This window comes from Streptomyces sp. 11-1-2 (assembly GCF_003595545.1).
Lineage (GTDB): Bacteria > Actinomycetota > Actinomycetes > Streptomycetales > Streptomycetaceae > Streptomyces > Streptomyces hygroscopicus_B.
Map to the genome: position 1 here is coordinate 10,047,342 of NZ_CP022545.1, position 26,016 is coordinate 10,073,357.

At 70.6% G+C, this 26,016-nt stretch carries 22 protein-coding genes and 3 pseudogenes; 15 read left to right on the forward strand and 10 right to left on the reverse strand.

Annotated features, from left to right (window positions below; all coding sequences use genetic code 11):
- Positions 1 to 136 precede the first annotated feature (136 nt).
- On the reverse strand, positions 137 to 730 hold the full coding sequence (locus tag CGL27_RS43145; RefSeq protein ID WP_119993014.1) for a GNAT family N-acetyltransferase: 594 nt from the start codon (positions 728 to 730) through the stop codon (positions 137 to 139).
- Between the two features lie 90 nt (positions 731 to 820).
- Between CGL27_RS43145 and CGL27_RS43150 the strand changes: the two genes are divergently transcribed.
- Both CGL27_RS43150 and CGL27_RS43155 read left to right on the forward strand, forming a co-directional pair.
- On the forward strand, positions 821 to 1,567 hold the full coding sequence (locus tag CGL27_RS43150) for a response regulator transcription factor (protein WP_119993016.1): 747 nt from the start codon (positions 821 to 823) through the stop codon (positions 1,565 to 1,567).
- A 131-nt stretch (positions 1,568 to 1,698) separates the two neighbouring features.
- Positions 1,699 to 3,063, forward strand: a complete 1,365-nt coding sequence (locus CGL27_RS43155) for a HAMP domain-containing sensor histidine kinase (protein WP_162953199.1) — start codon at positions 1,699 to 1,701, stop codon at positions 3,061 to 3,063.
- A gap of 251 nt (positions 3,064 to 3,314) precedes the next feature.
- On the opposite strand, the gene CGL27_RS43160 is transcribed toward CGL27_RS43155, so the two are convergent.
- The gene (locus CGL27_RS43160) at positions 3,315 to 3,932 is read right to left on the reverse strand and encodes a TetR family transcriptional regulator (RefSeq protein ID WP_119993019.1); all 618 of its coding nucleotides are present in this window, start codon (positions 3,930 to 3,932) and stop codon (positions 3,315 to 3,317) included.
- A gap of 154 nt (positions 3,933 to 4,086) precedes the next feature.
- Between CGL27_RS43160 and CGL27_RS43165 the strand changes: the two genes are divergently transcribed.
- The 4 genes and pseudogenes from CGL27_RS43165 (at position 4,087) to CGL27_RS43180 (ending at position 9,325) form a co-directional block, all read left to right on the forward strand.
- Positions 4,087 to 4,947 carry an enoyl-CoA hydratase/isomerase family protein gene (locus CGL27_RS43165; protein ID WP_078641296.1) on the forward strand — a complete coding sequence of 287 codons (861 nt, stop codon included), beginning with the start codon at positions 4,087 to 4,089 and terminating at the stop codon, positions 4,945 to 4,947.
- Between the two features lie 298 nt (positions 4,948 to 5,245).
- Positions 5,246 to 5,828, forward strand: a pseudogene (locus CGL27_RS43170) (transposase).
- Between the two features lie 62 nt (positions 5,829 to 5,890).
- The gene (locus CGL27_RS43175; protein ID WP_119993021.1) at positions 5,891 to 7,945 is read left to right on the forward strand and encodes a glycoside hydrolase; all 2,055 of its coding nucleotides are present in this window, start codon (positions 5,891 to 5,893) and stop codon (positions 7,943 to 7,945) included.
- A gap of 174 nt (positions 7,946 to 8,119) precedes the next feature.
- Positions 8,120 to 9,325, forward strand: a complete 1,206-nt coding sequence (locus CGL27_RS43180) for an MFS transporter (protein WP_240450835.1) — start codon at positions 8,120 to 8,122, stop codon at positions 9,323 to 9,325.
- Between the two features lie 144 nt (positions 9,326 to 9,469).
- On the opposite strand, the gene CGL27_RS43190 is transcribed toward CGL27_RS43180, so the two are convergent.
- Together CGL27_RS43190 and CGL27_RS43195 are read right to left on the reverse strand one after the other, a co-directional pair.
- On the reverse strand, positions 9,470 to 9,814 hold the full coding sequence (locus CGL27_RS43190) for an NAD(P)-binding domain-containing protein (protein WP_119993022.1): 345 nt from the start codon (positions 9,812 to 9,814) through the stop codon (positions 9,470 to 9,472).
- A gap of 66 nt (positions 9,815 to 9,880) precedes the next feature.
- Entirely contained in the window at positions 9,881 to 10,357 is a 477-nt protein-coding gene (locus CGL27_RS43195) for a nuclear transport factor 2 family protein (protein ID WP_119993024.1), read from the reverse strand.
- Between the two features lie 218 nt (positions 10,358 to 10,575).
- Here CGL27_RS43195 and CGL27_RS43200 point away from each other — a divergent pair, with 218 nt between their 5' ends.
- On the forward strand, positions 10,576 to 11,055 hold the full coding sequence (locus tag CGL27_RS43200) for an Rrf2 family transcriptional regulator (protein WP_119993026.1): 480 nt from the start codon (positions 10,576 to 10,578) through the stop codon (positions 11,053 to 11,055).
- Between the two features lie 199 nt (positions 11,056 to 11,254).
- Complete coding sequence (locus tag CGL27_RS43205; protein ID WP_119993027.1) at positions 11,255 to 12,592, forward strand: aldehyde dehydrogenase family protein; 1,338 nt, start codon at positions 11,255 to 11,257, stop codon at positions 12,590 to 12,592.
- A gap of 67 nt (positions 12,593 to 12,659) precedes the next feature.
- On the opposite strand, the gene CGL27_RS43210 is transcribed toward CGL27_RS43205, so the two are convergent.
- Positions 12,660 to 13,226 carry a CGNR zinc finger domain-containing protein gene (locus CGL27_RS43210; RefSeq protein ID WP_162953200.1) on the reverse strand — a complete coding sequence of 189 codons (567 nt, stop codon included), beginning with the start codon at positions 13,224 to 13,226 and terminating at the stop codon, positions 12,660 to 12,662.
- A 134-nt stretch (positions 13,227 to 13,360) separates the two neighbouring features.
- Here CGL27_RS43210 and CGL27_RS43215 point away from each other — a divergent pair, with 134 nt between their 5' ends.
- Both CGL27_RS43215 and CGL27_RS43220 read left to right on the forward strand, forming a co-directional pair.
- Positions 13,361 to 14,434: a hypothetical protein gene (locus CGL27_RS43215; protein ID WP_119993031.1), complete on the forward strand. Its 1,074-nt coding sequence runs from the start codon at positions 13,361 to 13,363 to the stop codon at positions 14,432 to 14,434.
- A gap of 137 nt (positions 14,435 to 14,571) precedes the next feature.
- The gene (locus tag CGL27_RS43220) at positions 14,572 to 15,054 is read left to right on the forward strand and encodes a molybdopterin-dependent oxidoreductase (protein WP_119993032.1); all 483 of its coding nucleotides are present in this window, start codon (positions 14,572 to 14,574) and stop codon (positions 15,052 to 15,054) included.
- A 47-nt stretch (positions 15,055 to 15,101) separates the two neighbouring features.
- On the opposite strand, the gene CGL27_RS43225 is transcribed toward CGL27_RS43220, so the two are convergent.
- Both CGL27_RS43225 and CGL27_RS51180 read right to left on the reverse strand, forming a co-directional pair.
- Complete coding sequence (locus CGL27_RS43225) at positions 15,102 to 15,956, reverse strand: putative RNA methyltransferase (protein WP_078647800.1); 855 nt, start codon at positions 15,954 to 15,956, stop codon at positions 15,102 to 15,104.
- Between the two features lie 105 nt (positions 15,957 to 16,061).
- Positions 16,062 to 16,196: pseudogene (locus CGL27_RS51180) on the reverse strand (transcriptional regulator); the annotation flags it as partial.
- Positions 16,197 to 16,424: 228 nt separating this feature from the next.
- On the opposite strand from CGL27_RS51180, the pseudogene CGL27_RS43230 reads away from it, so the two are divergent.
- Positions 16,425 to 17,654 (forward strand): annotated as a pseudogene (locus CGL27_RS43230) (glycoside hydrolase family 71/99-like protein); the annotation flags it as partial.
- A 59-nt stretch (positions 17,655 to 17,713) separates the two neighbouring features.
- Here the strand turns inward: CGL27_RS43230 and CGL27_RS43235 are convergent.
- From CGL27_RS43235 to CGL27_RS43245, 3 genes are read right to left on the reverse strand one after another with little or no spacing between them, the layout of a single operon-like run.
- The gene (locus tag CGL27_RS43235) at positions 17,714 to 18,835 is read right to left on the reverse strand and encodes a glycoside hydrolase family 99 protein (protein WP_119993036.1); all 1,122 of its coding nucleotides are present in this window, start codon (positions 18,833 to 18,835) and stop codon (positions 17,714 to 17,716) included.
- A gap of 1 nt (position 18,836) precedes the next feature.
- A complete protein-coding gene (locus tag CGL27_RS43240) occupies positions 18,837 to 19,727 on the reverse strand; it encodes an NAD(P)-dependent oxidoreductase (protein ID WP_119993038.1) in 891 nt (296 codons plus the stop codon).
- Complete coding sequence (locus CGL27_RS43245) at positions 19,724 to 20,089, reverse strand: carbohydrate ABC transporter permease (protein WP_240450837.1); 366 nt, start codon at positions 20,087 to 20,089, stop codon at positions 19,724 to 19,726. Before CGL27_RS43245 ends, CGL27_RS43240 begins: the two co-directional genes overlap by 4 nt.
- Before the next feature lie 518 nt (positions 20,090 to 20,607).
- On the opposite strand from CGL27_RS43245, the gene CGL27_RS43250 reads away from it, so the two are divergent.
- From CGL27_RS43250 to CGL27_RS43265, 4 genes are all read left to right on the forward strand, one after another.
- Positions 20,608 to 21,402: an IclR family transcriptional regulator gene (locus tag CGL27_RS43250; RefSeq protein WP_119993039.1), complete on the forward strand. Its 795-nt coding sequence runs from the start codon at positions 20,608 to 20,610 to the stop codon at positions 21,400 to 21,402.
- 121 nt (positions 21,403 to 21,523) lie between these two features.
- A complete protein-coding gene (locus tag CGL27_RS43255; protein WP_119993041.1) occupies positions 21,524 to 22,810 on the forward strand; it encodes an enolase C-terminal domain-like protein in 1,287 nt (428 codons plus the stop codon).
- Between the two features lie 53 nt (positions 22,811 to 22,863).
- Complete coding sequence (locus CGL27_RS43260; protein WP_240450838.1) at positions 22,864 to 23,184, forward strand: hypothetical protein; 321 nt, start codon at positions 22,864 to 22,866, stop codon at positions 23,182 to 23,184.
- Between the two features lie 123 nt (positions 23,185 to 23,307).
- Entirely contained in the window at positions 23,308 to 25,779 is a 2,472-nt protein-coding gene (locus CGL27_RS43265; protein WP_119993043.1) for a PQQ-dependent sugar dehydrogenase, read from the forward strand.
- Positions 25,780 to 26,016: the final 237 nt, after the last annotated feature.

Sequence of the window (26,016 nt, forward strand, 5' to 3'; positions counted from 1 at the left end):
CCGGCTCCTCCCTCGCTGGTGAGAATGGTGCTCCACCTTGGGACGGCGGCGGGGCGGGCGCCCATGGACAAGTGCGCGGGGGTGTTGGACTAACGGGCCGTACCGTCGGCGCCCAACGGGCCGTGGTGCGTGCCGGTCACCACAGCCGGTCGATCTCGCCGGGGTACAGCCCGATCCGGGCGGCGAGGAAGTCGGCGCGGTGGCGCCGGGCCGTGGCGGAGAAGAAATGCGCCATCGTGACCTTGTCGAAGGAGGGCTGGTCGCTCGGGAAGGGGGCGTCCGGGGTGCCTCCGACGAGCACCGTGCCGGGCAGCGGCTGCCATCCGGCGCCCGTGTAGAAGTCCCGCAGCGGCCGGTCGCAGGTGAACAGGCCCAGGTCGAGACCGGAGTCGGCCATCGCCCGGTGGGCGGCGGCGACGAGGCGCGCGCCGTGCCCCCGGCCGCGTACCGCCCGCCGGGTGACCACGGTGCTCAGTCCTCCGGCCCGGTAGGACCGGCCCGCGTGGGTGAGGGTCGTGGTGAGGATGTCCAGGGCGGCCAGCACGGTGCCGTGGCCGTGGCCGTCGTCCACGAGCAGCATCGACACCGGGCGCAGCGCCGGGTCATGAGTGGGTCCGGGTTCGCCCGTGGTGCCGGGAGCCGTCGCGGGCCACGCCTCCTGCTGCAACTCCCACACCTGGGCGCGGAGCGGGGCCGGTGTCTCGGCTTCGGGGTAGGACAGGATCCGCACGTGCCCATTGTGGCCGATGCCGTTAAGAGTGTTCTAAGAGCGTGTTCTGCCAGGGTGGGGACTGACCTGTGCCCATCCGAAAGGCCCGTGATGTCCGCTGCCGCGTCCTCCCCGTCCGGCCGGGGAAAGCCCACCGACCCCCGGACGGCGGCCGTGCTGGTGGTGGACGACGATCCGGAGGTCCGCGCCGCCCTGGTGGACGGTCTTGCCGTGGAGGGGTACGAGGTGCGGGTGGCCGGGGACGGGCTGGCGGCCCTCAGCGCGATCGCCGCCGAACCGCCGGACGCCATCGTGCTGGACCTGGCCATGCCGGTGATGGACGGGCTGGCGGTGTGCCGCCGGCTGCGCGGCCTCGGCGACCGTACGCCGGTCCTGGTGCTCACCGCCCGGGACGAGATCAGCGAGCGGGTGGCGGGGCTGGATGCGGGGGCCGACGACTACCTGGTCAAGCCGTTCGCGCTGGACGAGCTGCTGGCCCGGCTGCGGGCGCTGCTGCGACGTGCCGCGCCCGTCGAGGCGCCCGACGAGAACGTGTCCGGTGTGCTCTCCTTCGCCGATCTGACCGTCGATCCGGAGAGCCGCACCGGAATGCGTGGCGGACGGCGGATGGAGTTCACCCGTACCGAGTTCGCGCTGCTGGAGGTGTTCCTGCGCCATCCGGGCCAGGTGCTGCCGCGGGAGCTGATCCAGGAGCTGGTGTGGGGCACCGAGTTCGCCTCGGACTCCAACTCGCTGGCGGTCTACATCGGCTATCTGCGCCGCAAACTGGAGGCGGAGGGCGCCTCGCGGCTGGTCCACACGGTGCACGGCATCGGTTACGAACTGGGCGAGCGATGAGCGCCGCCGGCCGGTCTGGAGAAGGTGGGTCTGGAGAACGCCGGGCCGGGGACCGCCCAGCGGGCAACCGTCGATCCGGGGAGCGCCGAGCCGGGAGCCGCCTGACGGGCCGTCTGCCGCTGCGCACCCGGATGGCGCTGATCACCTCGGCCGCGGTGGCGCTGGTCACGGTCGGGGTGTGCGCCGCCGCGTATGTGGTCATCCGCTACGAACTGGTGCGTCAGCTCGACCTCCAGCTCACTCAGCAGGCCACCCTGCTCGCCCAGGAGCGGCGTGACGAGGGCACCGGGACGCTGTACGGCGAATGCCGGTGGCTGGCCGCCCCGGCCTGCGCGCAGGTCGTCACCCCGCGGACGGGCACACCGGGGCATCCGGCGGGCAAGGATCTGCTGATCCCGGTCACCGACGCCACCCGCCAGGTGGCCGCGGGCACTCGCGGCGCGTACTACAGCGAGGTCACCGTGCGCGGACACCGGATGCGCACGCTGACCACCCCACTCCGCGGCCCTCGCGCGCTCCAGCTCGCCGTGCGCTCCGACACCGTCGAGCAGGGCGAACGCCAGGCCGCGCGGCTGCTCGCCGCCATCGGCGCGGCGGGGGCGCTGCTCGCCGCCGGGCTCGGCTATCTCGCCTCCCGTCGCGCGTTGGCGCCCGTCACCCGGCTCACCGCCACCGCCGAACGGATCGCCGCCACCCGCGATCCGGCCCATCGCATCGAACTGCCGCCGGAGGAGGGGCGGCGGCGCGGGGACGAGATCTCCCGGCTGGCCGGGAGCTTCAACACCATGCTCGGCGAGCTGGAGGAGTCGGTGGCCGCCCAGCGCCGTCTGGTGGCCGACGCCTCCCATGAGCTGCGCACCCCGCTGACCGCGCTGCGCACCAACGCCGAGTTGCTGGCCCGTGCCGACCGGCTGTCCCCCGCCCAGCGGGACCGGGCCGCGTCGGCGCTGGGCGGCCAGTTGCGCGAGGTGACCGGCCTGGTCAACGACCTGATCGAGCTGGCGCGGGACGAGGAGCCGCTGCCGCTGGTGGAGCCGGTGCGACTGGACCTGCTGGCCGCGCGCTGTGTCGAGGAGGCCCGCTCGCACTGGGCGCACACCGCCTTCACCACGGAGCTGGCCGAGGTCACGGTGGACGGGGTGCCCGCGCGGCTGGCCCGGCTGCTGACCAATCTGCTGGACAACGCCGCGAAGTTCAGCCCGCCCGGCGCCGAGGTGGAGGTCCGGTTGACCTCTGGCGCACACGCCATCGACCTCACCGTCCGTGACCACGGGCCCGGTATCGCCGCCGAGGACCTGCCGTACGTCTTCGACCGCTTCTACCGCTCCCGGCAGGCACGTGCGCTGCCCGGTTCCGGGCTGGGGCTGGCCATGGCCCGGCAGATCGCCCGGGCGCACGGCTCCGCGCTCACCGCGGCGGCGGCCGACGGCGGCGGTGCGCTCTTCCGGCTGCGCATCCCGCGCCACCGGTCCGGCGGTCCGGCTCCGGAGGCGTGAGAACGGGCGCTTCCAGAAGCTGTTCCCGGAAGCCCTCCGGGGCCGCTTCTTAGAGGTCGCGCAGATAGGCGCTGTGGGGGTCTCGGCGGCTCCGCACGGCTGAGCGTGGACACCGTCCGCTTCGGCCGGATCGACACCCCACTCCTGCACTCGCGGCCGGGGCTGGACTCCGACGACGCGATCACCGCCGCCGGGTCGACCACTCCTTTCAGCTGCTTCGGCACCGCCGAGGAAGCCGCCGCCTCGGCCCTTTACAACGGAGCGTCCGTCTGCTGGCATGCCGGGGTCGAGAAGGCGGCGAACGCAGCGTCCAGCAGTTTGCCGAGGTCCTCTTGGCCGTCGCTCGCACTCCATTGCCCGAGGACGATCCACAAGATTTCGAGCGCCGCCGCTACGCGAACGTTGGCGATGACCGATGGCCCGTCGGTCGGGGAGGTTGTCTTCTGCAGTCGGGCGACGATCTCTGGTCGCCATTCAGCCTGCTTCTCGCGGAGGCGTGCGCACAGGGCTGGGGTCTGCTCGATGAGGCCGAGGATCGTCACGAGTTCCTGGACGTCGCGCACGAGGAACCTCATGGCTGACTCCAGGGCGTTGCGCAGCCTGCTCCAGTCGTCCTGGTTGGCCCGCTCGGCATCGAGCGCGTCAGTGATGACGTCACCGACAGGGTCGAAGACGAACAGGACCACGTCTTCCTTGGTGCCGAAGTAGCGCAGGAAGGTGCTCCGCGACACTCCGGCGGCTTCGGAGAGGTCGGCGAAGGTGACCTGGTCAAAGCCGGTGAGGCAGAACCGGTTGAACGCGACGCGGGCCAGCTCTGCTCGCACCGCGTGGCGGCTGATCTCACGGGTACCGACTGGCGCTGCGCTCATGGGGACGAGTGTACTCCGACACACTCGTTTGCTTCCCCGGATACAGGTTTCTAACCTGATACTCAGTGTCAGTCGCGATGCTGAGATTCGCGACGCTGTCCCCAGCCGGCGGCCCGGTCACGGGCCGTCCCTTACCGCGATATGGAGCCACCTCATGAGCTACGAAGACCTTCCCGCCCTGACGATCGACGTCTCGGACGGGGTCGCGACGGTGACAATCGATCACCCGCCGCTCAATCTGATGGACGCGGTCCTCCTGCCGTCACTCCGGGCATTCGTCGCGCGTGTGCGGGACGACGCCGACGTCCGCGTCATTGTCTTCGAGAGCGCTGACCCGGAGTTCTTCGTTGCGCACGGTGACATGGCCTACCTCACCGACCCTGACGCGCTGCCTGCAGCCACTCGCGCTGCGATCGCGGCCGCGCCGGGCTCGACCGTCCCGGAAGGCCTGAACATCCTCCAGGCGATGAGCGAGGAGGTCCGCTCGCTGCCGCAGGTCACCATCGGCAAGCTGGCGGGCTTCGCGCGCGGCGCGGGCAACGAGTTCTTCATGTACCTGGACATGCGATTCGCGGCGATCGGCAAATCGGGGCAGGGGCAGCCGGAGTCCTTGATGGGGATCCTCCCCGGAGGCGGAGGCACGGTGAACATGACGCGCCTGGCAGGAAGGGCCCGAGCGCTGGAGCTCATCCTCGGCGCCGAACTCGTGGGCGCGGAGCTCGCGGAACGGTATGGCCTGATCAACCGTGCCCTGCCCGCCGCAGAACTCGATTCCTTCGTCGACACCCTCGCCCGACGGATCGCCGGCCTCCGGCCGGAGGTGATCTCCATCACGAAGGCTGCGGTCGACGCGGTCGCGCAGCCGATTCCGCGTGCGGCGTACGCCGTTGAGAACGAGGGCCTGTTCGCGGCGTTCGGCGATGAGGTCACCGAGCTCGCCCACAAGCTGCTCGCCGCTGGTATCCAGACCCGCGAGGGCGAACGGGACCACGAGCGCATCGCCAACAGCATCTGAGTGCCCAAGCTCTCGCCATCCGTGCGCAGAGGCTCCGTGGGAAGAGTTCCTCAGGCCATTGCCGGCACGCGCGTTGTCGAGTGGTCAGGTCGACCACCCTGGTTCGCCGGGCCTGTCGGGAACACGACCGGCTGAAGCGCCGGAAACGGCGGGCAGGGGAGTGGATGGCGCAAAGCCGTAAGCTTGACAACGCTGTTCGGCCGCGCGGACAGGCGCGGTTGGGAAGGTAGGTAGCCGAGCGGGCACAGGTCCCGTTGATCATGGAGTTGCTGACGCTCTGTGATCACCGAGGAGACCTGTGCCTGCGCTTCCATCATGGCTGACCGAGCCGCTCTGGGACCCATTCGCGGTCCTGCTGCCCGAGCGGCCGGAATACCACCCGGGCCATCCACTTGGCTGCCACCGCCGACGCATCAGCGACCGGATCATCTTCGACAAGATGCTGCAACTGTTGCGCTTCGGCTGTTCTTACGAGGCGATCGCCGACACAACCTGCTCGGCCACCACGATCCGCAGCCGCCGCAACGAATGGATACGACTGGGCGTCTTCGCCCGACTCAAGCAGATCGCGCTCGACGCCTACGACCGGATCGTCGGTCTCGTCCTCGACCAGATCGCCGTAGACGGCTCCATCACCAAAGCTCCAGGAGGCGGTGAGGTGGCCGGGCGTTCCCCGGTCGACCGCGGCAAACAGGGCCTGAAACGCTCGGGCATGATGGACGGATACGGCATTCCACCGGCTCGCCCGCTGCTACGAGCGGCGCGCCCCCGTCGTCAACGCATTCTTCGACCTCACCGACACGATCATCACCGTGCGCAGCCTGATCCGGCGAGCATGGATGACTCACCGCTGGGACGAACACCCGAACCGCCGACCATGACCGCACCCCTTTCCGCGCCACCTCTTAGAAGCCCTCTTATATCGGCTCGCTATCAACGTCCCATGAAACGCAACCACTTCACCTCGCCGCGGGTGACCGCCGCCGTGGCGCTCGCGGGCGCGGTGTCCTGCCTCGCCCTCGCCTCGACCACCCTCGCCTCCACCACCCACTCCGGCACCACCCGCTCCGGGAAGGACGCACCCCGGCCGGTCGTGGTCGGTGGCCACCGTGTGGAGGTCCCGGTGTCGGGCGGCACCGCCACCGTCGACACCACCTCACTGCGGGTCACGGCCCGTACGTGGCAGGGGACCATGGAACTGTCCGCGCCCGCCGCCACCGCTCCCGGGAAGCCTGGCTCGGTGACCACCTCCCCGGGCACCGCCCGCTGGAGCTATCCGGACACCGGACTGGATGTCACGGCCCGCGCCGGTGACAACGGCCGTCTGGTGCTGTCGGTGACGGCCACGGGCGAGGCGACTGGCACAGCCACCGGGACGGCCGCCCGCACCCTGTCGTGGCCGGTCACCGGCACCGACCGGCGCGCCACCGCCGTACAGCTGCCGCGCGGCGAGGGGCTGTCGCTGCCGGTGGCCGACCGCTTCTGGAACTCCTCCCGGGGCGATCTGGTCGACACCGACATGGCCATGGAGTCGGATCTGTCGATGCCGCTGTGGGGCTACACACTTGGCGACCGCCAGGGTGTGAGCTATCTCGTGCCCAGTGACATCGGCACCTCGCTGCGCGTCACCTCCGACGCGGGCAAGCTGCGCACTGCCGCCACCCACCGGTTCTCGCGCGCCGACGGCACCACGCGGTACACCGTGGCCTTCTCCCTCACCGACGGCTCCCCGGTGGCCGCCGCCCGCGACTACCGTGCCTGGCTCGGCGAGCACGGGCAGCTGAAGAGCCTGCGGGAGAAGATCCGGGAGACACCGGCCACCAGGAAGCTGCTCGGCGCCTTCCACGCCTATCTGTGGGGCGACGCCCGCAAGGCCGACTTCATGGGCAGGCTGCACGGCCTCGGCGTGGACCGGATGTGGCTCGGCTACGACGCCGACGACCGGCCGATGGACGCCGCGGCCACCGCGGCCGCGAAGAAGGCGGGCTATCTCGTCGGCCCGTACGACTCGTTCGCCAACGGCCAGGACCCGGCCACCTCCGACGCGCCGACGTCCACCTGGCCCGGCACGGTGTACCCGGACTTCTGCGTCCGGGACGCCGACGGCAAGCCCGTCCCCGGTTTCCACGACCGCGGCTGCTACCTCTCCTCCGAGGCGTTCGAGAAGGCCGAGCCGCGCCACCACTACCTCGCCGACCGCACCCGCGAGATGACCAAGGCGGGCGCCGACAGCTACTTCCTCGATGTGGACGCGGCCGGTGAGCTGTTCCGCGACCACAGCCCCGCTCACCCCATGACCAAGGCGCAGGACCGCGCCAACCGGCAGGCCCGGATGCAGCGGCTGTCCGACCGTGGGCTGGTCCTGGGCTCGGAGTCCGCCGGGGCCTGGGCCAACCGGGACCTCGCCTTCGACCATGGCTCGGGCACGCCGGTGGCGGGCGGTCTGTGGACGGCGCAGCGCGACAAGGAGACCTGGGGCGGCTACGCCCCCGCCGACGCACCGGGCGTCTTCTTCAAGCCCGCGGAGCTGCCCGCCGATGTGGCGAAGGCGATGTACGACCCGGTGTACCGCGTGCCGCTGTACGAGACCGCGCTCCATGACTCCGTGGTGAACACCGAGCGCTGGGAGCTGTCGTACGACAAGCTGCCACGGCAGAAGACCGACCGCGCGCTGCTCGGCATGCTGTACAACACCCCGCTCAACTTCGTGCTCACCGGCGACTCGCTGAAGAAGAACGGTCGCGAACTCGCCACCCTCCAGAAGTACTTCGCGCCCCTGCACAAGGCGGCCGGTACCGAGCCGCTGACCGATTTCCGGGCGCTGACCGCCGATCGCACCGTGCAACGCACCGTCTTCGGCGACGGCACCCTCACCGTGACCGCCAACTTCGGCAGCACACCCCACAAGGGCCTGCCCGGTGGCTGTGTGGACGCGGGGCTCCGCGGCGACACCACGCCGCGGCGGCTGTGCCCGGCCACGGTGGCGAGCGGGTCCTAGGACGGGCCCGGGGTCCTCAAACGCACTTACGTGCTGAGCTCGTCGAACATATTCCGTTGACCGAGGAACGGCCGAGGCACAAGACTGTCGCCCTGGTCGGGATCAACGGCATACGTGGGACGGTGTGCGGTGGCTGGCTCGGACATGGCCCGTGACCTGCAAGTCAAGGAGACTTTGTCTGATCGGCCGCTGTGGACAGCGGACTTCCGGCTGTTCTTCACCGCCCGCACCACCTCTCTGCTGGGCGACGCGATGCTCCCCGTCGCGATCACGGCCGCCGTGATCCGGGCGGGATACGGGGCGAGTGGGGTCGGCTACGCGCTCGCCGCGCTCGTAGCGCCGTTCGCAGCACTGATCATCTTTGGCGGGGTGCTGTCCGACCGCTTCGGCGCCCGGCGGCTGATGGTTGTCTCGGACACAGCTCGGCTGTGCTCTCAGGCGGTGCTCGCGCTGCTGTTCCTGCTGGGCACGCCGCGGCTGTGGCAGATCCTGGTGCTGCTGGCCCTGATCGGGGCGGGCAGCGCAATCTTCCAGCCGGGAGTCGCCAGCATCACCCCGCGGATAGCTCAGGACGTACAGAAGGCCAACGCCACCCTCCGCATCTCGGAGTCCGTCACCGCCGTGATCGGCCCGTCGCTGGCCGGCCTGCTGCTGGCGGTCTCCTCACCGGCAACGGTGGTCGCCCTCGACGCCTTGACCTACGGGGTCAGCGGCGCCTGCCTGCTCCTCCTCCGCTCGGTCCCGATGGGCCCGGCCGCGCGGGACGGCGAATCGTCGTTCCGGGCCGATCTCGTCGAGGGATGGCGGGAGTTCCGGGCCAGGACCTGGCTGTGGAGCGTCATCGTCGTCTTCATGCTCTGGCAGCTGGCCGGCGCCGGCCCCACCATGACCCTCGGCAACAGCACGCTCGTCACCGACTACGGAGCATCGACGTTCGGCTTGGTCATGTCGTCCCTCGGGGCGGGAAGTGTGCTGGGCGGGATCGTCGCGATCAGGCTCCGCCCGCGGTATCCGCTCCGGGCCGGCGCCCTCTCCATGATCCTTTGGGCGCTCATGCCGTTGGGGGTCGCTCTCGGCTTTCCCCCGCCGCTCATTGCCGGGTGCTACGGGGTGAGCGGCGTGGGCATGGCGTTCTGGATCGTCATGTTCCACACGAGCGTGCAGACGCACATCCCGCAGGAGGTCCTCGGCAGGGTGCACGCGTACGACGCGGCCGGCTCGCTGGTGATGAAGCCAGTCGGGCAGGCCGTGGCGGGGCCGCTCGCGGTCGTCACGGGGACGGCGCCGCTGCTGTGCGTGTCCGCGTCGATGGCGCTCGTCGCCTGCGCCCTGCTGCTGGCGATCCCGGCCGTGCGCGGCCTGAAGCGCGTAGCGGGCTAGCCGCCCGTACCCCTTCTCATCGGCTGGCCGGTTGTTGCGGGCGGGCGGGCCATGTCGAGTCCTGACGCCGCCGACGCCACGGTGCACCGAAGCCGAAGCCGAAGCCGAAGCCGAAGCCGCAGCCGAAGCCGGCAGGCGTTCGGCTCAGCGCCGTGCCGACGCCAGCGCCGCGCGGACCTCGGCGGCAGAGGCGGGAGCGGCCGGCTGGTTCCTGTACTGATCGTCCTTGGTCACCGCGTAGGGCGCGCAGAAGTTACCGGTGTCGATGACCGTCTCGCCGACGAGGGGCTCCTGGGGAACCGTCCCAATAGCGCCGACCGGGATCGTCACGACGACCCAGTCCCCGGCCGCCGCCTGCGTGGGAGTGGCCGCACGGGCCTGCGGTCCCAGTTCGTCCACGAGGCCGGAAAGCGTCTGCGGCCCCCGCGAGTTGCTGAGCACGACGTCCAGGCCGGCGTCGACCGCCAGCCGGGCGAGCGTGCTACCGATGTGTCCGGTTCGGCGGCTCCCCTGCGCAGCCCGCTGTGCGGGCGTCGGGGACGGGCCGCAGGGTGATCAGAAGACGTAGGGGATGTCGTGTATGACGTCCTGGTGACGGATGCGCCAGACGCCGTCGGTTCGGCGGAAGGTGAAGCGGTAGTACCCGGACTCGATGGGCTTGATGGCGCCCTGGGCGCCGAAGGTGCCGGCGGGCCACCCGCCCTCGGGCTTCCTGGTTCCGACGACGTCGTAGGTGATGAACTGGGTATCGATGCCGGCCTCGTCGCCGTCGACGGAGACCAGATGGTCGTAGGTGGTGTGGTGGCTCCAGCCCAGGGGCGGGTGCGGCGCCATGGCCGTGGACATGGCCGCTGCGATCTGCGCTCCTCCGGAGAGGGTTCCCAGCAACTCCATCCCATCGGGACCGCGGTGGTAGTGGACCTCGACGACCGCGTCGGCCTCGTAGAGCTGTGCCAGCGCCTCGCCGTCGCGCCGGTCCGCAGCCCGGGTGTATCGGGAAACGATCTCTCTGATCTCGTTCTCGGTGCTCATGACATTCTCCGGATCTCTCTGTGGTGCCTGTCGGTGTCCGGGCTTGTACGGCAGACGGGCGACCGGTCGCTTGTGTGCCGCAGGTGGTCACCTTGGGTCATCGCAATCTGCATGTGTGAAAAGTGCATATCCTTCGACGGAAATGCAACTGTAAGAGTTGCTAATATGGGGGCGTCGGGAGCCGCCCGTACCAAGCGGCGGAAGAAGGGGGTGCGAGCATGCTGGACGTGAGGTTCTCCAGTGCGCTGAAGGTCATGCTCCTGCTGGGCCATGCCGAGGAAGAGGGCAGTCCCGTCCTCAGCTCGACCCAGCTCGCCAGGAGTCTGGACACGAACCCGAGCCTGGTGCGCAAGCTGATGGTCCCGCTGGTGCGGGACGCTCTCGTCGCGTCCATCAAGGGCCGCAGCGGGGGTGTCCGCCTCGGCCGGCCCGCAGACCAGATCACGCTGGGAGAGATCTACCGCTCATCCATCGGCGACAAGCCGCTGTGGGCCCCCCGGACGGAGGGGCCCCGGGAGTGCCTGGTCACCAACCACTCCGCTGAGTACTTCGTCAGGCTCACCGATGAGACCGAGGCGGCCGTCCTCGGCGCATTGGCGGGCCGCACGCTCGCCGACAGCCTCGACGAGTTGCGCGCCATCGACCGGGCCGGCGGTGCCCCCGCCGCGGAACGGCCGCTCCCCGCGCCCCGTCATTAGCTCGACTGGGACATCCCGGTCGACTCGACCATCGTGCGCTTCGCCGGGGCGGGCTCTGTACATGGTCTATTGGCAATAGGGAATTACGCGCCTGGGATCGCGTGTGCTACGTAAGCGTCTAAATCACAAAGACGATTACGTCGATGTCCAGCACACCCTGCCCGCGGGCCGGGCTCCTTGCCGAAGAACGGGATGCCCCATGACCACCACCTACCCCGCCTTGACCGAGACCGACGCCGCCGCCCTCGTGGCGCGGTTGCGCGAGACCCACCGCAGTGGCCGCACCAAGTCTCTCGCCTGGCGCCGCGAGCAGCTCACCCGGCTGCGCGCGCTGCTGACCGACAACCGCGCGGTCATCGCCGACGCCCTCTGGGTCGACCTGCGCAAGAACCCCGCCGAGGTCGACCGCGCGGAGATCGACATCACGGTCCGCGAGATCGACGACTACCTCGAGCATCTGGAGGAGTGGCTCGCCCCGCAGCCCGCGGAGGTCACCGTCTCCCACCTGCCGGAGGGGACCACCGCCCGCACCGAGCTCGACCCCCTCGGTGTCGCCCTGATCCTCTCGGCCTGGAACTATCCGATCTATCTGCTGCTGACCCCCGTCGCCGCCGCGCTGGCGGCCGGCAACGCGGTGGTCATCAAGCCCTCCGAGCTCGCCGAGCAGACCTCCGCCCTGCTGGCCCGGCTCCTTCCGGCCTACCTCGACAACGAGGCCACCGCCGTGGTCGAGGGCGGCGTCGCCCAGACGACATCGCTGCTGGCCCAGCGCTTCGACCACGTCTTCTACACCGGCAACGGCACCGTGGGCCGGATCGTGATGCGCGCGGCCGCCGAGCATCTGACCCCCGTCACCCTCGAACTCGGTGGCAAGTCCCCGGTCTTCGTCGACCGCGACGCCGACCTCGCCGCGGTCGCCGCCCGCATCGCGTCCACCAAGTTCTCCAACGCCGGACAGACCTGCGTCGCCCCCGACTACGTCCTCACCGACCCGGACACCGCCGAGGCGCTGGCGGTCGCCCTGACCCAGGCGATCGAGCAGCTGTACGGCACCGACCCGCGCTCCGCCGACCACTACGGACGCATCGTCAACGAGCGCCACTTCGACCGCCTGTCCGCGCTGCTCGGCTCCGGCCGCACCGTGACCGGCGGACAGAGCGACCGCGCCGAGAAGTACATCGCCCCGACCGTGCTGGTGGACGTGAAGCCCGACGAGGCGGTGATGCGGGAGGAGATCTTCGGCCCCATCCTGCCGATCCTGACCGTCGCCGACCTCACCGAGGCCATCGCCTTCATCAACGACCGCGACAAGCCGCTCGCGCTCTACGCCTTCACCGAGAACGACACCACCCGGGCCCGGCTGATCGCCGAAACCTCCTCGGGCGCCGTCAACTTCGGCTTCCCGATCTTCCATCTGACCGTGCCGACCCTGCCGTTCGGCGGCGTCGGGGAGAGCGGCATGGGCAGCTACCACGGCCGCTACTCGCTGGAGACGTTCAGCCACCGCAAGGCGGTCCTCGACGTCCCGCTGACCTGACCGGCCCGGTCATCCACGGATCGCGAGAGAACGAGGACACGAGCGAGATCAAGACCCGGTTCCGGTGTCAGCTTCCGGGCCGGGTCTTCTGCCGGGCCCGGTACGCGGCCACATTGCTCTTGTTGCCGCAGACTTCGTACGAGTGCCAGCGCTGGGTGCGGCTGCGCGTGGTGTCGTAGAACACGTGGCCGCAGAGCTCGTTGGCGCAGATGCGGAGACGGGGCCAGGTGCCGTCGGAGACGAGCTCCGCCACTGCCAGGGTGATGCCACCCACCACGGGGTCGCCACCGATCTGCCGCAGCCGCACCGCCCCGGGCTCCGAGAAATCCTGCCGCAGCGTGACAGCGGACGCCCGCTCGGCGAGCTGTGCCCAGCCGGGTGCCGCCCCGGCGGTGTCGGGCGCGGACGCGATGTCCATGAGGGTCGTGCGCAGCCCGCGGATCTTGGCGATGCGCTGCGGTGACGGCGCCTCCGCCGCGGGCTGGCCGAACGGGCGCAGGACGGCGCTCGCCGCCTCCGGGGTCTGGAGCGTGTCCGGAAAACCGGGACCGTGCGGCCGGGAGTTGAGCAGGTCCACCATCGCCGCCGCGGTCGCGGGAATCCGTCGCGCTGAGTCCGATTCTTCGCTGGCCACCCAACCACCCTAGCACATGGTCTATTGGTGAATGGGGCTTACATTTCGGTGGCCGTGCATGCTATAAGTAAGCGCCTAAAATTAAACATCCATTACAAGGTCATCTTCCGGGATCAACCTCGAGGACACAGCTCATGACTGCCAAGAACGGCTCGGACCTCCGGCCGGAGCGGGGCCAGGGCCCGCCGATCCTGTCCGGTTCCGCCGCTTCGGCCGGACCCGCGCCGTACGCGGCCCCCGCCTCCCATGGCTCGCGGAGCGCGCGCATCAGCCTGCTGGCGATCTCGCTGGGCTCCGCGGGGCTGGGCGGAGCCTGGCAGGCGGCGACCTCCGTCGCCTCGGCGTGGATCCAGATCAGCGATGTGCTGTTCGTGATCAGCGGACTGGTCTGGGTCGTGCTCCTGGCCGCATACGTGCGGCACGGCGGAGCCCGGTGGCACAACCTGCGCGAGGATCTGCGCCACCCGGGCCAGGGGTTCGCCCTCGCGTACGTCCCCATCATCGGCATGCTGATCACCGGTCACTTCTCGCGCTTCGGCGAGGAGGGCGCCCGCTGGGCCTACGCCGTCTTCGTCGTGGCGGCCGCGCTGGTCGCCGCGCGTCTGCTCGCCCACTGGTTCACCGGCGGGCTCAGCGAGACCACCCTGCACCCCGGCTATCTGCTGCCGGTCTCGTCCGCACCGTTCATCGCGAGCATCACCGCGTCGACGCTGCACCTGCCCGAGATCGCGGCAGCGTCCTTCGCCGTGGGGGTTCTGTACTGGCTGGCCTTCGGCACGGTCATCCTCGGCAGCCTGGTCGCCGGCAGTCCGCTTCCGCCACCGGCCCGGCCCACCCTCACCGTCCTGGTCATCCCGCCCGCCGTCGGCAGCAACGCCTGGCTCGCCGCCCACGGGGGCCGTCCGGACGGGGTCGGCTACGGGTTCTCCGGCATCCTGTTCTTCACCCTCGCCCTGGTCGCCTTCATGCTTCCGACCCTCCGCGAGCGGTCCTTCCACACCGGGCTGTGGATCTACAGCTTTCCGGTGGCCGCCACCACGAACTTCCTGGTGCGGTGGATATACGCGGCGGACGTGCCGGGCCGGGAGATGGTCGTCCGGACACTGCTGGCGGTGGCGAGCGGTGGCTTCCTCCTCCTGGGCGCCGCGACGCTTGTCCACGGTGGCCGGCACTGGCGCCTGCGGACCGGGAACCCGGACCTCGGGTGAGTCGGGCGCAACGCCGCAGATGCGAGGAGAAAGACTCCTTCCACCTCGCACCAGCCGGATCTTTGATCCCTCGGCATGGCATGTGCGTTTGCGTGGGACGCGGGGTCGGGTAACGGTCCTCCAGGAGGTGGTAGCCCGTGAGTGACTCCCTCGTAGCTGCCAGCACGGCTGCCGGTCCGGTGGCGGAACTCGCCCTCACCGGCGATGTGACCCGTCCGGCCCGGCTGACGGTGTCCGAACTGCTCTCCTGGCCCCAGCACCGGGCACAGGTCAGCTTCGACTGCGCCACCAGCGGCATCCAGCAGCACCGCTTCACCGGACCGTACCTGCACGACGTCCTGGTCTCCGCCGGTCCCGCCTTCGACGCCGCCCGGCGCAAGGACCGGCTGCGCTTCCTGATCGCCGTACGCGGCGCGGACGGCCACCGCGCGCTGCTGTCCTGGGCCGAGATCGACCCGGACTTCGGCCGTGCCCCCGTCCTGCTCGCGGTCACCATCGACGGCACCTCGCTCGACCGCGCGGGCCCGCAGCTCGTCCTGCCCCAGGACCGCTGCGGCGCCCGCTACATCAGCGGCATCGAGGCGATCCGCGTGGACGGCGGATACACCGTCTGGACCTGACCGGCGCCGGGCGCGGCCCGGCGGGCCGGGGCGTCTCCGCGGTGGCGTCAGACCAGCGGACGGTAGGCGGTGAGCGTGACGGACAGCGTCACGTCGCAGGGCTCGGGCAGCAGCGCGACGCGCTCCCTCAGCCGCTCGCCGTGCTGGTGCCAGGCGTTGGGCCCCATCCCCACCAGCCGCGGCACGGCTTGGTGGTCCAGCGTCATGGTGCTCCGCGAACGCTCCCGGGCCACCTCGGTGAAATGCGCCGAGAACCGGTCCGCCAGCCGCTCGTCCTTCTGCTCGTCCACCCGCAGCAGTCCCAGGGCCTCCACCAGTTCCCGTAGATGATCCGGCCGGGGCGTCACCACCAGCAGCACACCCTCAGGGCGCAGCATCCGGCGCAGCTCGGCCGGATTGCGCGGCGCGAAGACGTTGAGGACCACCGACGCGGCCCCGTCGGCGAACGGCAGCCCGTCCCAGGCGTCGGCCACCACCGCGCTGATACGGGGATGCGCCCGCGCGGCCCGGCGGGCGGCGAACTTGGAGATGTCGAGCAGGACACCCTCGGAGCCCGGGAACTCCGACATCACCCGGGCGAGGTGGTAGCCCGTGCCGCCGCCGATGTCCACGACGCAGCCGGGGTCCCCGCCCGTGGGTGCCGGTGCCGTCTCGCGCGCCAGCGCGGCCAGTGCCCCGGCGATCGGTGCGAAGTGACCGGCGGCCAGGAAGTCCGCGCGGGCCGCCACCATCTCGGCGGTGTCCGCGCTGAACTTGGCGGCCCCGCGCAGCAGATTCACATATCCCTGCTTCGCCACGTCGAAGCTGTGCCCCTGGGAACACCGCAGCGCGCCGTCGGCCATCGTCATGGCGTCGTCGCAGCAGTGCGGACACCGAAGGTACCGAACCGCCTCTTTCCGCATCGTGTCCCCCGTGCCGCTGTTGTCCTGACAGGAGCTCAGCCTATGCACATCTCGGCGGGGCGGTGCGGCCGGGTCAGTCGGCCGGTGACGCGGACAGGGCGTGGCGGGGTCCGTGAAGAGGATGCGGACATAGTTCCGGCGCCTTTCCGGAACCTGCCCGAAGTCGGTGATGAGTGCGGTGGCGAGGGAATTCCACGCGATGACGTCCATGCGCCGCCCCATGACGACCACCTGGCTGGAAAGGTCATGGACGAGCAGTACGGCGGCGTCCGGACCCGCGGCCACTGACGACCGCTGGTCCTCGATCCTTGATCGCGGAATGAGGGAATGACGCATAAACGACGAAAAGCGTTTCCGTCTGAATTCGGCAAACCGTCCATTAAATTGCGGAATCATGAATGCGTGATTACGATCCGCCGCAGCGAGCACCCCCACTCAAGCCGCTCACTGCCGGAAAGGCAGGCCCTCATGGGTATTTCACGCCGCCATCTCATCGGTTCCGCGCTCGGCGCGACGGCGCTCGGTGCCCTGGGCGCCGCCAAGCTGACGACGGGCACCGCCGCCGCGGCCAGCCCGCCCGGTGACGTCGTCGGCAAGGTCACCGTCGGCTATCAGGGCTGGTTCGCCTGCGCGGGGGACGGCGCCCCGATCAACGGCTGGTGGCACTGGGCCGCCAACATGTCCCAGCCGCCGTCGCCGGGCAACACGGGCATTCACAGCTGGCCGGATATGCGCGACTACACCAAGGGCTACCGGACCAACTACAGCAACCTCAACAACGGCCAGCCGGCCACCTTGTTCTCCTCCTACGACCAGCAGACCGTCGACACCCACTTCCGCTGGATGCAGCAGTACGCCATCGACACCGCCGCCCTCCAGCGTTTCAACCCCTTCAGCCCCGAGGGGCCGACGCGCGACGCCATGGCCATCAAAGTCCGGTCGGCGGCGGAGAGGTACGGCCGGAAGTTCTACATCATGTACGACGCCACCGGCTGGCTCGACATGAAGAGCCAGTTGAAGCAGGACTGGACGGACAAGATGAAGGCCCATACGGCGTCCTCCGCCTACGCCAGACAGAACGGCAAGCCGGTGGTGGGCATCTGGGGATTCGGCTTCAACGAGGCCAACAAGCCCTGGTCGGCCGCGGACTGCCTGGACGTCGTCAACTGGTTCAAGGCCCAGGGCTGTTATGTGATGGGCGGGGTTCCGACCCACTGGCGGTCCGGCAACGAGGACTCACGCCCCGGCTACATGGGCGTCTACCACGCCTTCAACATGCTCTCGCCGTGGATGGTGGGACGCATCGGCAACATCGCCGACACCGACCGCTTCTTCTCCGGCGTCAACACCCCGGACCAGGCCGACTGCAACGCCAACGGGATCGACTACCAGCCCTGTGTGCTCCCCGGGGACACCCAGTCGCGGCAGCGCGCGCACGGCGACTTCATGTGGCGGCAGTTCTACAACATGGTGCGGGTGGGCGCGCAAGGCATCTACATCTCCATGTTCGACGAGTACAACGAGGGCAATCAGATAGCCAAGACGGCGGAGAACGCGTCCATGGTCCCGGCCGGTTCGGGGATCTGGGCGCTCGACGAGGACGGCACCGTCTGCTCCTCGGACTACTACCTCCGCCTCACCGGAGACGGGGGCCGGATGCTCAAGAAGGAGATCGCGCTGACCCCCGACCGGCCCACGAAACCGGTCGCCTAGCGCGGTTCGCCGGGGCCCCGGCCGGGACCCCGGCGAACCACGGCTCAGCGGCGGCGAGCGGCCTCGAACCGGGCCACCCAGTACGCGGTGCGGTCGAGATACGCGGTCTCGGCCGCGGCGCCCGTCCTCTCGTACGCCCCGCTGTAGGTCCGGTAGCTCTGCGCGGTGGGCGGGGCGGAGGCCGCGGGCTCGATCTGGCTGCCCTCGTGCCACTCGTTGAACGAGGTGATCGAGACCCAGGCGGGCGGGCCCCCGTTGGCGGGGGAGAGTGCGTTGTTCCACTCCAGGTCGTAGGTGGCGCCGTCGTCGCGCTCCAGGGTGGGTGTGGTGTTCCCGGGCACGGCGCGGTCGTCGAGGTAGCCGGGGCCGATGGACGGCGCCCAGACCATGCCGTGGTCACGGCAGTACGCGGCCGGGCCGGCCCACTGCGGGTTGTTGCCCGCGGCGATGGCGTCATAGGTGTACATGCCGCCGAAGTGCGCGACCTTCGATACGTCCGTGGTCTGGGCCAGCACGATGGCGCGGTCGGCCACCTGGTCCAGCGGGGCCCAGTCGACGATCCGCAGGGACTCGAAGACGTAGTACGCGCCGCGGTCGCCGTGCGCCGCGTCCCGGTAGAAGGCCGGGTGGCCGCCGTACCGCTGGATGAGATAGCCGACGTCGTCCACCACGGACTGCGCCGTGCGGCCGGCGTAGGGCTCGATATGCCAGGCCACCTTCAGCCCGCGCGCGGCCGCCGCGTCCAGGAGCAGCGGCACCCGCTGGTCCTCGTAACCGCCCTGCCCCCACCAGCTGGTGACGAGCACACCGGTTCCGGCCTGGGCCAGCCACCCCATGTGGCGGTCGACCACGGCGCGGTCGCCGGAGTCGTAGGCACCGGCCGCCGGGTAGAAGTCGGAGCCGATCCGGTCGGGCGGGGTGAGGCCGCCCTGCGGCCAGTGGCGCCAGGAGCCGTTGACCTCCGGGCTGCCGTACCAGGGGTAGTAGAAGATGTGCACGTTTGGCGAGAGGGCGAGACGGGTCGCGGTGGCGGGTGTCCTGGGGTCGTCGGCGGGTGCCGCGGCGGCCGCCCGGCCTCCCGCCGCGGCGAGCGCGCCGGCGCCGAGGGCGCCCGCGGCCGTGGCCGCCAGAAAGGTCCGGCGACTGGTGCCGGGGCTCTGTGCCATCTCATGTTCCTTCCGTGGGGGAGGAGCGGTGGGGACCCTCGGCGACGGCGTCGGCGGTAGGCCGGGCGTGGGCGGGGGCGAAGCCCAGCAGCCGGGTGCAGCGAGAGGTGTCGTACAGCCCCGCGAAGCGGGACAGCGGCGCCACGATCCTGGCGGTGGGGTGGTAGCGGGCGAGCAGTTCGGCCGTGGGGATGTCCGATGAGGTGTCGGGGGCCGCCACGTACAGCACATGGCTGCCGCGCGACTCGGCGGCGAGCGCGGCTCGCACCGCGGCGGCGGCGTCGCGGGTGTCCAGCCACCCCCACAGGTCGCTCGCGTGGTGTCCGGGGTCCGCGCGCACGGCGGCGAGCTGGCGCGTCAGCCGTGGGCCGGTGCCGGTGAAGGGGAAGCGCAGACACACGGTGTCGGTGCCCCAGCGCCGGTGGGTGCCCTCGGCGACCTGTTCGAGGACCAGCTTGGAGAGTCCGTACGGGTCCTCGGCGAGCGTGGCGTGTGACTCGTCGACCGGTACATAGCCGGGTGAGCGCGGGTGGGTCGACCACGCCAGTCCCAGCGCGCCGATGCTGGAGGCGGCCACCACACGGCGCACCCCGGCGCGCCCGGCCTCGTCCAGCGCCAGGTAGGCGGTGTGGCAGTTGGCGGTGAACTGGCCCGCCGGATCCCGGGTGTCGGGGTGCGGGATGGCCGCGAGATGGACGAGCGCCGCCACCCCGCGCAGCGCCTCCCGCACCAGCTCGCGGTCGCGCAGATCCCCGGCGAGGCTGCGCTCCAGACGCGGGTCGTGGACGGGGTTACGGTCGGTCGCGGTCACGCGGTAGCCGTGGTTCAGCAGGTCGTCGACGACATGGCGCCCGATGTGGCCCGCGGCGCCCGTCACCAGCACGTGGGTCATCCCTTCACCGCCCCGACGAGTCCGTTCACGAAGTACCGCTGCAGCGCGAGGAAGAGCAGGATCACCGGGATCACCACGATCAGCGCACCGGCCATCAGGCTGTTGTACTGCGGCACGTTCTGCGCGGAGAGCTGTTGCAGGCCGAGGGAGAGCGTGTACGCGGACTCGTCGTTGAGCGAGACCTTGGTGAGCAGATACTCGTTCCAGGTCGGGATCGCCGTCAGCAGCGCCACGGTGATCAGCGCCGGCCGGGCGAGCGGCAGGTAGACACGGGCGAAGATGTGCGGCTCCCCGGCCCCGTCGACCCGGGCGGAGTCCCGCAGCTCCTTCGGTACGGCCGTGAAGGCGCCGGTCAGCAGCATCACCGACAGTGGCGCGGTGCCGTTGACGAACGGCAGGACGAGCCCGTAGTGCGTGCCGAGGATGCCGAGGTTGTGCTCCAGCAGGATGATCGGAAGGCGTATCCGGCGGCGGCGTAGATCAGCAGCGTCAGCACCACGGTCAGGGCGGTGACCTTGAGGCTGTTGAGGAAGTAGTCGAGGAAGTGGAGCCGGTTCCAGGTGTCGGTGAGGGTGTGCGTCCGCGGAGCCCGCCCCCGACGCGCTGCCGCAGCCGCTCAAGCCCGAGGCCGACAGCACGGCGGCGAGGCCCAGCGCCGCGAGGCGGGCGCGTCGCGGCGACGGGGAGAAACGTGCCGAGGGAGGAGAAAGCGGATATCTGGCATGCATACGAGCCCCTGCCTCATGCCGATGCGTTCAGAAGACCGAATGACGTTGGAGTAACGGAACATAGGCTTGCCGTGATATAGCGTCAAGACAAGCTGCGTAAGGTGTCGGCAACCGGGGCCAGCGGGGCGCCGGGCCGGGGAGCGGAGGCTGGCGTGGAATCGGTGTCGGGAGCAGCGCGGGGCCGGCGTCACGAGGACGTCAAGTCCGCAGCGCGCGTCCTGGAAGTGCTCGAACTCCTGGGTGCCGAGGGCGCCCGGCTCTCGCTCGCCGACATGGCGAGCACCCTGGCCGTGCCCAAGAGCAGCCTGCATGCCGTGTTGCGCACCATGGAGTCCCGCCGCTGGGTGGAGACGGACCCGTCGGGAACGCTGTACAGCCTCGGTCTCAAGGCGCTGCTGACCGGCACCGCCTATCTGGAGAGCGACGACCTCGCCGGGATCGCCGGGCCCGTGCTCGACCTGCTGGCCGAGGAGACCGGCGAGGCCGTCCACCTCGGCCGGCTGGACGATACGGACGTCGTCTACCTGGCCAAACGTGAATCCCGTCATGCCCTGCGGATGTACTCGGCGGTGGGCCGCCGGCTGCCCGCGCATGCCACCGCGCTCGGCAAGGCGATCCTGTCCCAGTACGACGCGGCCGAGATCCAGCGCCGGCTCAACTGGCCGTTGACGGCGCTGACTCCGAGCACCGTCACCGACCCGGACGAGCTGCTCGCCCAGCTCGCCGACGCCCGCAAACGCGGCTGGGCGGAGGACGAGGGCGAGAGTTCGGTGGACATCCGCTGTGTGGCGGTCCCGCTCGGTACCGGGCACGGCGGCGGCGACGCGATCAGCTGCTCGGCGCCGCGCAGCCGGATGGACGACGCCCGGCTGAGCGAGATCGCCGCCCATGTCACCGAGGCGGCCCACTCATTGCGGACCCTGCTGAAGCGCCTCGGCGAGCACTGAGCCCCGCACACCGCCGCGCGCCCCGAGCCCGACCGTATCCCGGTACGGTCATTGACACCGCTCCTGAACCCTCCTTACGTTCGAATGGACGATTGCCATTCGGCTACCGGAATGGGAGCGCATGTCCGCACCCCATGAGCCGCACCTCCCGCTGGCCCAGGCCCCCTGGGTGGAGGAGCGCGGCGACAAGCTCCGCATCACCGCCGTACGCACGTTCCTGACGGCCCCGCAGGGCTGCCCGTACCTCATCGTGAGGATCGAGACCAACGACCCCGGGCTGTACGGCCTCGGATGTGCCAGCGACCCTCAGCGCACCCTGGCCGTCCGCAGCGTGATCGACGACTACCTCGCGCCGCTGCTGCGCGGCCGCGACCCCGGCGACATCGAGGACCTGCACCGCCTGGCCCTCAACAGCGCCTACTGGCGCGGTGGTTCGATCACCGGCAACGCCCTCGGCGGCGTCGATGTCGCCCTGTGGGACCTGAAGGCCAAGCGGCTCGGCGCCCCGCTGTACGCCCTCCTCGGCGGCCGCTTCCGGCACCGCGCCGCCGCCTACACCCACGTGGACGGCCGGGACGCCGAAGAACTCGCCGACAAGGTCGCCGCCGCGCGCGAACGGGGCTTCGGGCACGTCCGCGTCCAGACCGCCGTCCCCGGTTCCGACACCTACGGCGCCGCCCCCTCCGGCGCCGAGGAGGCCCGGGCCCGACACGACCGCTCCGGTCGCTGGGACAGCGCCGCCTATCTGCGCGCGGTGCCCCCGGTGCTGCGCCGCACCCGCGAACTGGTCGGCGACGGCGTCGAGTTGCTGCACGACGCGCATGAGCGCCTCGACCCGCGCCAGGCCGTGGAGTTCCTGCGCCGGGTGGCCGACGCCGGGCTCTACTTCGTGGAGGATGTGCTCGCCCCGGAGGACGCCGCGCACTTCGCGCGGCTGCGCGCCGCGTCCCCGGTGCCCCTCGCGATGGGCGAGCTGTTCAGCGATCTCACCCAGTTCCTGCCGCTGCTGGCCGGGCCGGTGATCGACTTCGCGCGGATCCGGATCCCCACGCTCGGCGGCCTCACTCCGGCCCGTAAGCTCGCCGCCGCATGTGAGCTGCACGGCGTCCGGCTCGCCCCGCACGGGCCGGGCGACGTCAGCCCGCTCGCGCAGGCGGCCACCGTCGCCCTCGACATCTCCAGCCCCGCCTTCGGCGTCCAGGAGGCGGCGACCTTCCGCGAGGCGGTTCTGGAGGTCTTCCCCGGGACGATCGTGCCGCGCCTGGGAGCGATGGAGCCCCGGGAGGCCCCGGGGCTCGGAGTCGACTTCGACGAGAGCGTCGCACGCCGCTATCCCGCCCCCGAGCCCCTGGCCCACGACCGCTGGGCCCTGCTGCGGACCACCGATGGGAGCGTGCAGAGGCCGTGAGACCGAACGCGACGAGCGCCACCCCAGCGGAGGCTGACCGAGAGGGGACCGCTGTGGGCGAGCCGCTGAGGACAGGGCTGGTCGGCGAGGAGGCCGACGCCATCATGGGCGCGGCACAGCGGGCCGGGCCGCGGGTCGGCCGCGCGCCGGACACGGTGCTCGGCCCGGGTACCCGGACCGCGCGCAAGGCCGTGGACGCGCACGGCAGCGAGGGCTCGCGGTCCGTACCGGATCCCGACACCTTCGACGGTCCCGTGGAGCTTTGGCGCGGTAGCGCCCGGGAGCGGACCTCGCTCCCGGTCGGCACCACATGTTCCCGTCCCGAGCCCGTGCCCTTCGTGGGCGAGCTGTCCGCGTCGGCGGGCCACGGCTAGGGCGGTGTCGAGTACGGGCACAAGGGTCCCCTCCACCCTGCCCAAGGCCCGTACCGCGGCGCGACGGCGCGCGCCTGTGCTCAGCACTTCCGCGAGTATCCCCACTGCATACGGAGGACCTTCGTGCACAGGAAACGCCTCGGACTGCGCAGATCCCTCGCGCTGTTCGCCGGAACACTGCTCACCGGCGCCACCCTGACGCTCACCGCCCCGGCGGCGGACGCCGAGCCCGACTCCGGCCGGACGGCCGCCGCCCCCGCCGCTGCCCCCGTGTTCCAGCAGGTCACCCTGGCCAAGGGGGTGGCCGAGACGGGTGAGCCGATGTCGCTGGCCGTGTTGCCCGACCGCTCGGTGCTGCACACCTCGCGCGATGGCACGCTGCGGCTCACCGACGCCGCCGGCACCACCAAGGTCGCCGGCACCCTGCCGGTGTACAGCCACGACGAGGAGGGGCTGCAGGGCGTCGGGGTCGACCCGGGCTTCAGCGCCAACCGCTTCATCTACCTCTACTACGCGCCGCCGCTGAACACCCCGGGCGGTGACGCCCCGGAGAACGGCACGGCCGCGGACTTCACCAAGTTCGACGGCGTCAACCGGCTCTCCCGGTTCGTGCTCAAGACCGACGGCACCCTGGACCGGGCCAGCGAGAAGACGGTGCTGGAGGTCAAGACCTCCCGTGGCATGTGCTGCCACGTCGGCGGCGACATCGACTTCGACGCACAGGGCAATCTGTATCTGTCGACCGGCGACGACTCCAACCCCTTCGCCTCCGACGGCTACACGCCCATCGACGAGCGGGCGAGCCGCAATCCGGCCTTCGACGCCCAGCGCAGCGCGGGCAACACCAACGACCTGCGCGGCAAGATCCTGCGCATCAAGGTCAAGGCCGACGGCTCGTACGACATCCCGGCGGGCAACCTCTTCGCCCCCGGCACCGCCAAGACCCGCCCCGAGATCTACGCGATGGGATTCCGCAACCCGTTCCGGATGAGCGTCGACAAGGCCACCGGCGTGGTCTACGTGGGCGACTACGGGCCCGACGCGGGCAACGCCAGCTCCACCCGCGGTCCGCAGGGCATGGTGGAGTTCGCCCGGGTCACCAAGGCCGGTAATTTCGGCTGGCCCTACTGCGTCGGCAAGAACCAGCCGTACATCGACTACGACTTCGCCACCGGCACCTCCGGCTCCGCCTTCAACTGCGCCGCGCCGAAGAACACCTCCCCGAACAACACCGGCCTCACCGACCTGCCCCCGGCCCAGGCCGCCTGGATCCCCTACGACGGCGGGTCGGTGCCCGAGTTCGGCTCCGGCTCGGAATCCCCGATGGCCGGACCGGTCTACCGCTACGACGCCAACCTCAACTCGCCGGTGAAGTTCCCGCAGGAGTACGACGGCGACTTCTTCGCGGGGGAGTTCGGCCGCAAGTGGATCAAGCGGATCGACCAGGGCGCGGACGGCACGGTCAGCTCCATCAACGCCTTCCCCTGGACCGGCACCCAGGTGATGGACATGGCCTTCGGCCCGGATGGCGCGCTGTACGTCCTGGACTACGGCACCGGATGGGGCGCGGGTGACGCCAACTCGGCGCTGTACCGCATCGAGAACGTCGTCGGAGGCCGGGCGCCGGTCGCCCAGGCGGCGGGCGACAAGACCTCGGGGCAGGCGCCGCTGCGGGTCGGCTTCTCCTCGTCCGGCACCAGCGATCCCGACGGCGACGCCATCAGCTATAGCTGGGACTTCGGCGACGGGGGTAATTCCACCGAGGCCAACCCGGCGCACACCTACACCGCCAACGGCACCTACACCGCCACCCTGACCGCCCGGGACCCCGGCGGCCTGACCGGCACGGCGAGCGTCCACATCACGGTCGGCAACACCGCGCCGACGGTCACCCTGGAACTGCCCGGGGACGGCCAGCTGTTCACCTTCGGCGACAAGGTGCCCTTCCGCATCAAGGTCAGCGACCCGGAAGACGGCACCATCGACTGCGCCAAGGTGAAGATCACCCACCTGCTCGGGCACGACAGCCACGCCCACCCCATCACCTCGGCCACCGGCTGTGAGGGCACCCTGCAGACGCTGGCGGACGGAGAACACGACGAGAACGCCAATATCTTCGGGGTCTTCGACGCCGAATACACCGACAAGGGAGCGGGCGGCCAGCCCGCGCTGACCACCCACACCCAGCATGTCGCTCAGCCGAAGCACCGCCAGGCCGAGCACTACACCGCGTTCCAGGGCATCGAGCAGGCGAGCCACTCCACCGCGCACGGTGGCAAGACCGTCGGCTTCACCGACAACGGCGACTGGATCTCCTTCAAGCCGTACCTCCTGAACAACGCCACCAAGCTGACGGCCCGCATCTCCTCCGGCGGACCCGGCGGCACCATCGAGGTCCGCGCGGGCGGCCCCACCGGGACGCTGCTGGGAACCGCGACCGTGCCCGCCACCGGCGGCTGGGAGAACTTCCAGGACGTGAGCGCCACGCTCGGCGGCGCCCCCTCGGGGACGACGACGCTCTGCTTCGTCTTCAAGGGCGTCACCGGCCAGGGCAACCTCTTCGACCTGGACGACTTCACCTTCACCACCGGCTGAGCCGGGACCGAGCCGGGCCGCGCCGGACAACCCGAGGGGAACCGCCGGACGGCCCACGCGGCGGGGAGGAGAACGCCGACTCCTCCCCGCCGCATTTCTGTGCCCGGTGTCAATTCTCTTATCTGACACAGTCGATGGAGGGCCGCTTATTTTCCTCCTGACAGGGTGTCGGATCGCTTCTTTTACCCAGTAAATTCGCAGGTCAGAGGAGCAGCTCACGGCAACGGGAGGGTAATT

Bases quoted from the DNA above. Each gene is read 5' to 3' on its own strand.
- CGL27_RS43150 (WP_119993016.1), top strand. From the start codon at position 821: ATGTCCGCTGCCGCGTCCTCCCCGTCCGGCCGGGGAAAGCCCACCGAC.
- CGL27_RS43155 (WP_162953199.1), top strand. From the start codon at position 1,699: ATGGCGCTGATCACCTCGGCCGCGGTGGCGCTGGTCACGGTCGGGGTG.
- CGL27_RS43160 (WP_119993019.1), bottom strand. From the start codon at position 3,932: ATGAGCGCAGCGCCAGTCGGTACCCGTGAGATCAGCCGCCACGCGGTG.
- CGL27_RS43165 (WP_078641296.1), top strand. From the start codon at position 4,087: ATGAGCTACGAAGACCTTCCCGCCCTGACGATCGACGTCTCGGACGGG.
- CGL27_RS43175 (WP_119993021.1), top strand. From the start codon at position 5,891: ATGAAACGCAACCACTTCACCTCGCCGCGGGTGACCGCCGCCGTGGCG.
- CGL27_RS43195 (WP_119993024.1), bottom strand. From the start codon at position 10,357: ATGAGCACCGAGAACGAGATCAGAGAGATCGTTTCCCGATACACCCGG.
- CGL27_RS43200 (WP_119993026.1), top strand. From the start codon at position 10,576: ATGCTGGACGTGAGGTTCTCCAGTGCGCTGAAGGTCATGCTCCTGCTG.
- CGL27_RS43205 (WP_119993027.1), top strand. From the start codon at position 11,255: ATGACCACCACCTACCCCGCCTTGACCGAGACCGACGCCGCCGCCCTC.
- CGL27_RS43215 (WP_119993031.1), top strand. From the start codon at position 13,361: ATGACTGCCAAGAACGGCTCGGACCTCCGGCCGGAGCGGGGCCAGGGC.
- CGL27_RS43225 (WP_078647800.1), bottom strand. From the start codon at position 15,956: ATGCGGAAAGAGGCGGTTCGGTACCTTCGGTGTCCGCACTGCTGCGAC.
- CGL27_RS43235 (WP_119993036.1), bottom strand. From the start codon at position 18,835: ATGGCACAGAGCCCCGGCACCAGTCGCCGGACCTTTCTGGCGGCCACG.
- CGL27_RS43240 (WP_119993038.1), bottom strand. From the start codon at position 19,727: ATGACCCACGTGCTGGTGACGGGCGCCGCGGGCCACATCGGGCGCCAT.
- CGL27_RS43245 (WP_240450837.1), bottom strand. From the start codon at position 20,089: ATGCTGCTGACCGGCGCCTTCACGGCCGTACCGAAGGAGCTGCGGGAC.
- CGL27_RS43255 (WP_119993041.1), top strand. From the start codon at position 21,524: ATGTCCGCACCCCATGAGCCGCACCTCCCGCTGGCCCAGGCCCCCTGG.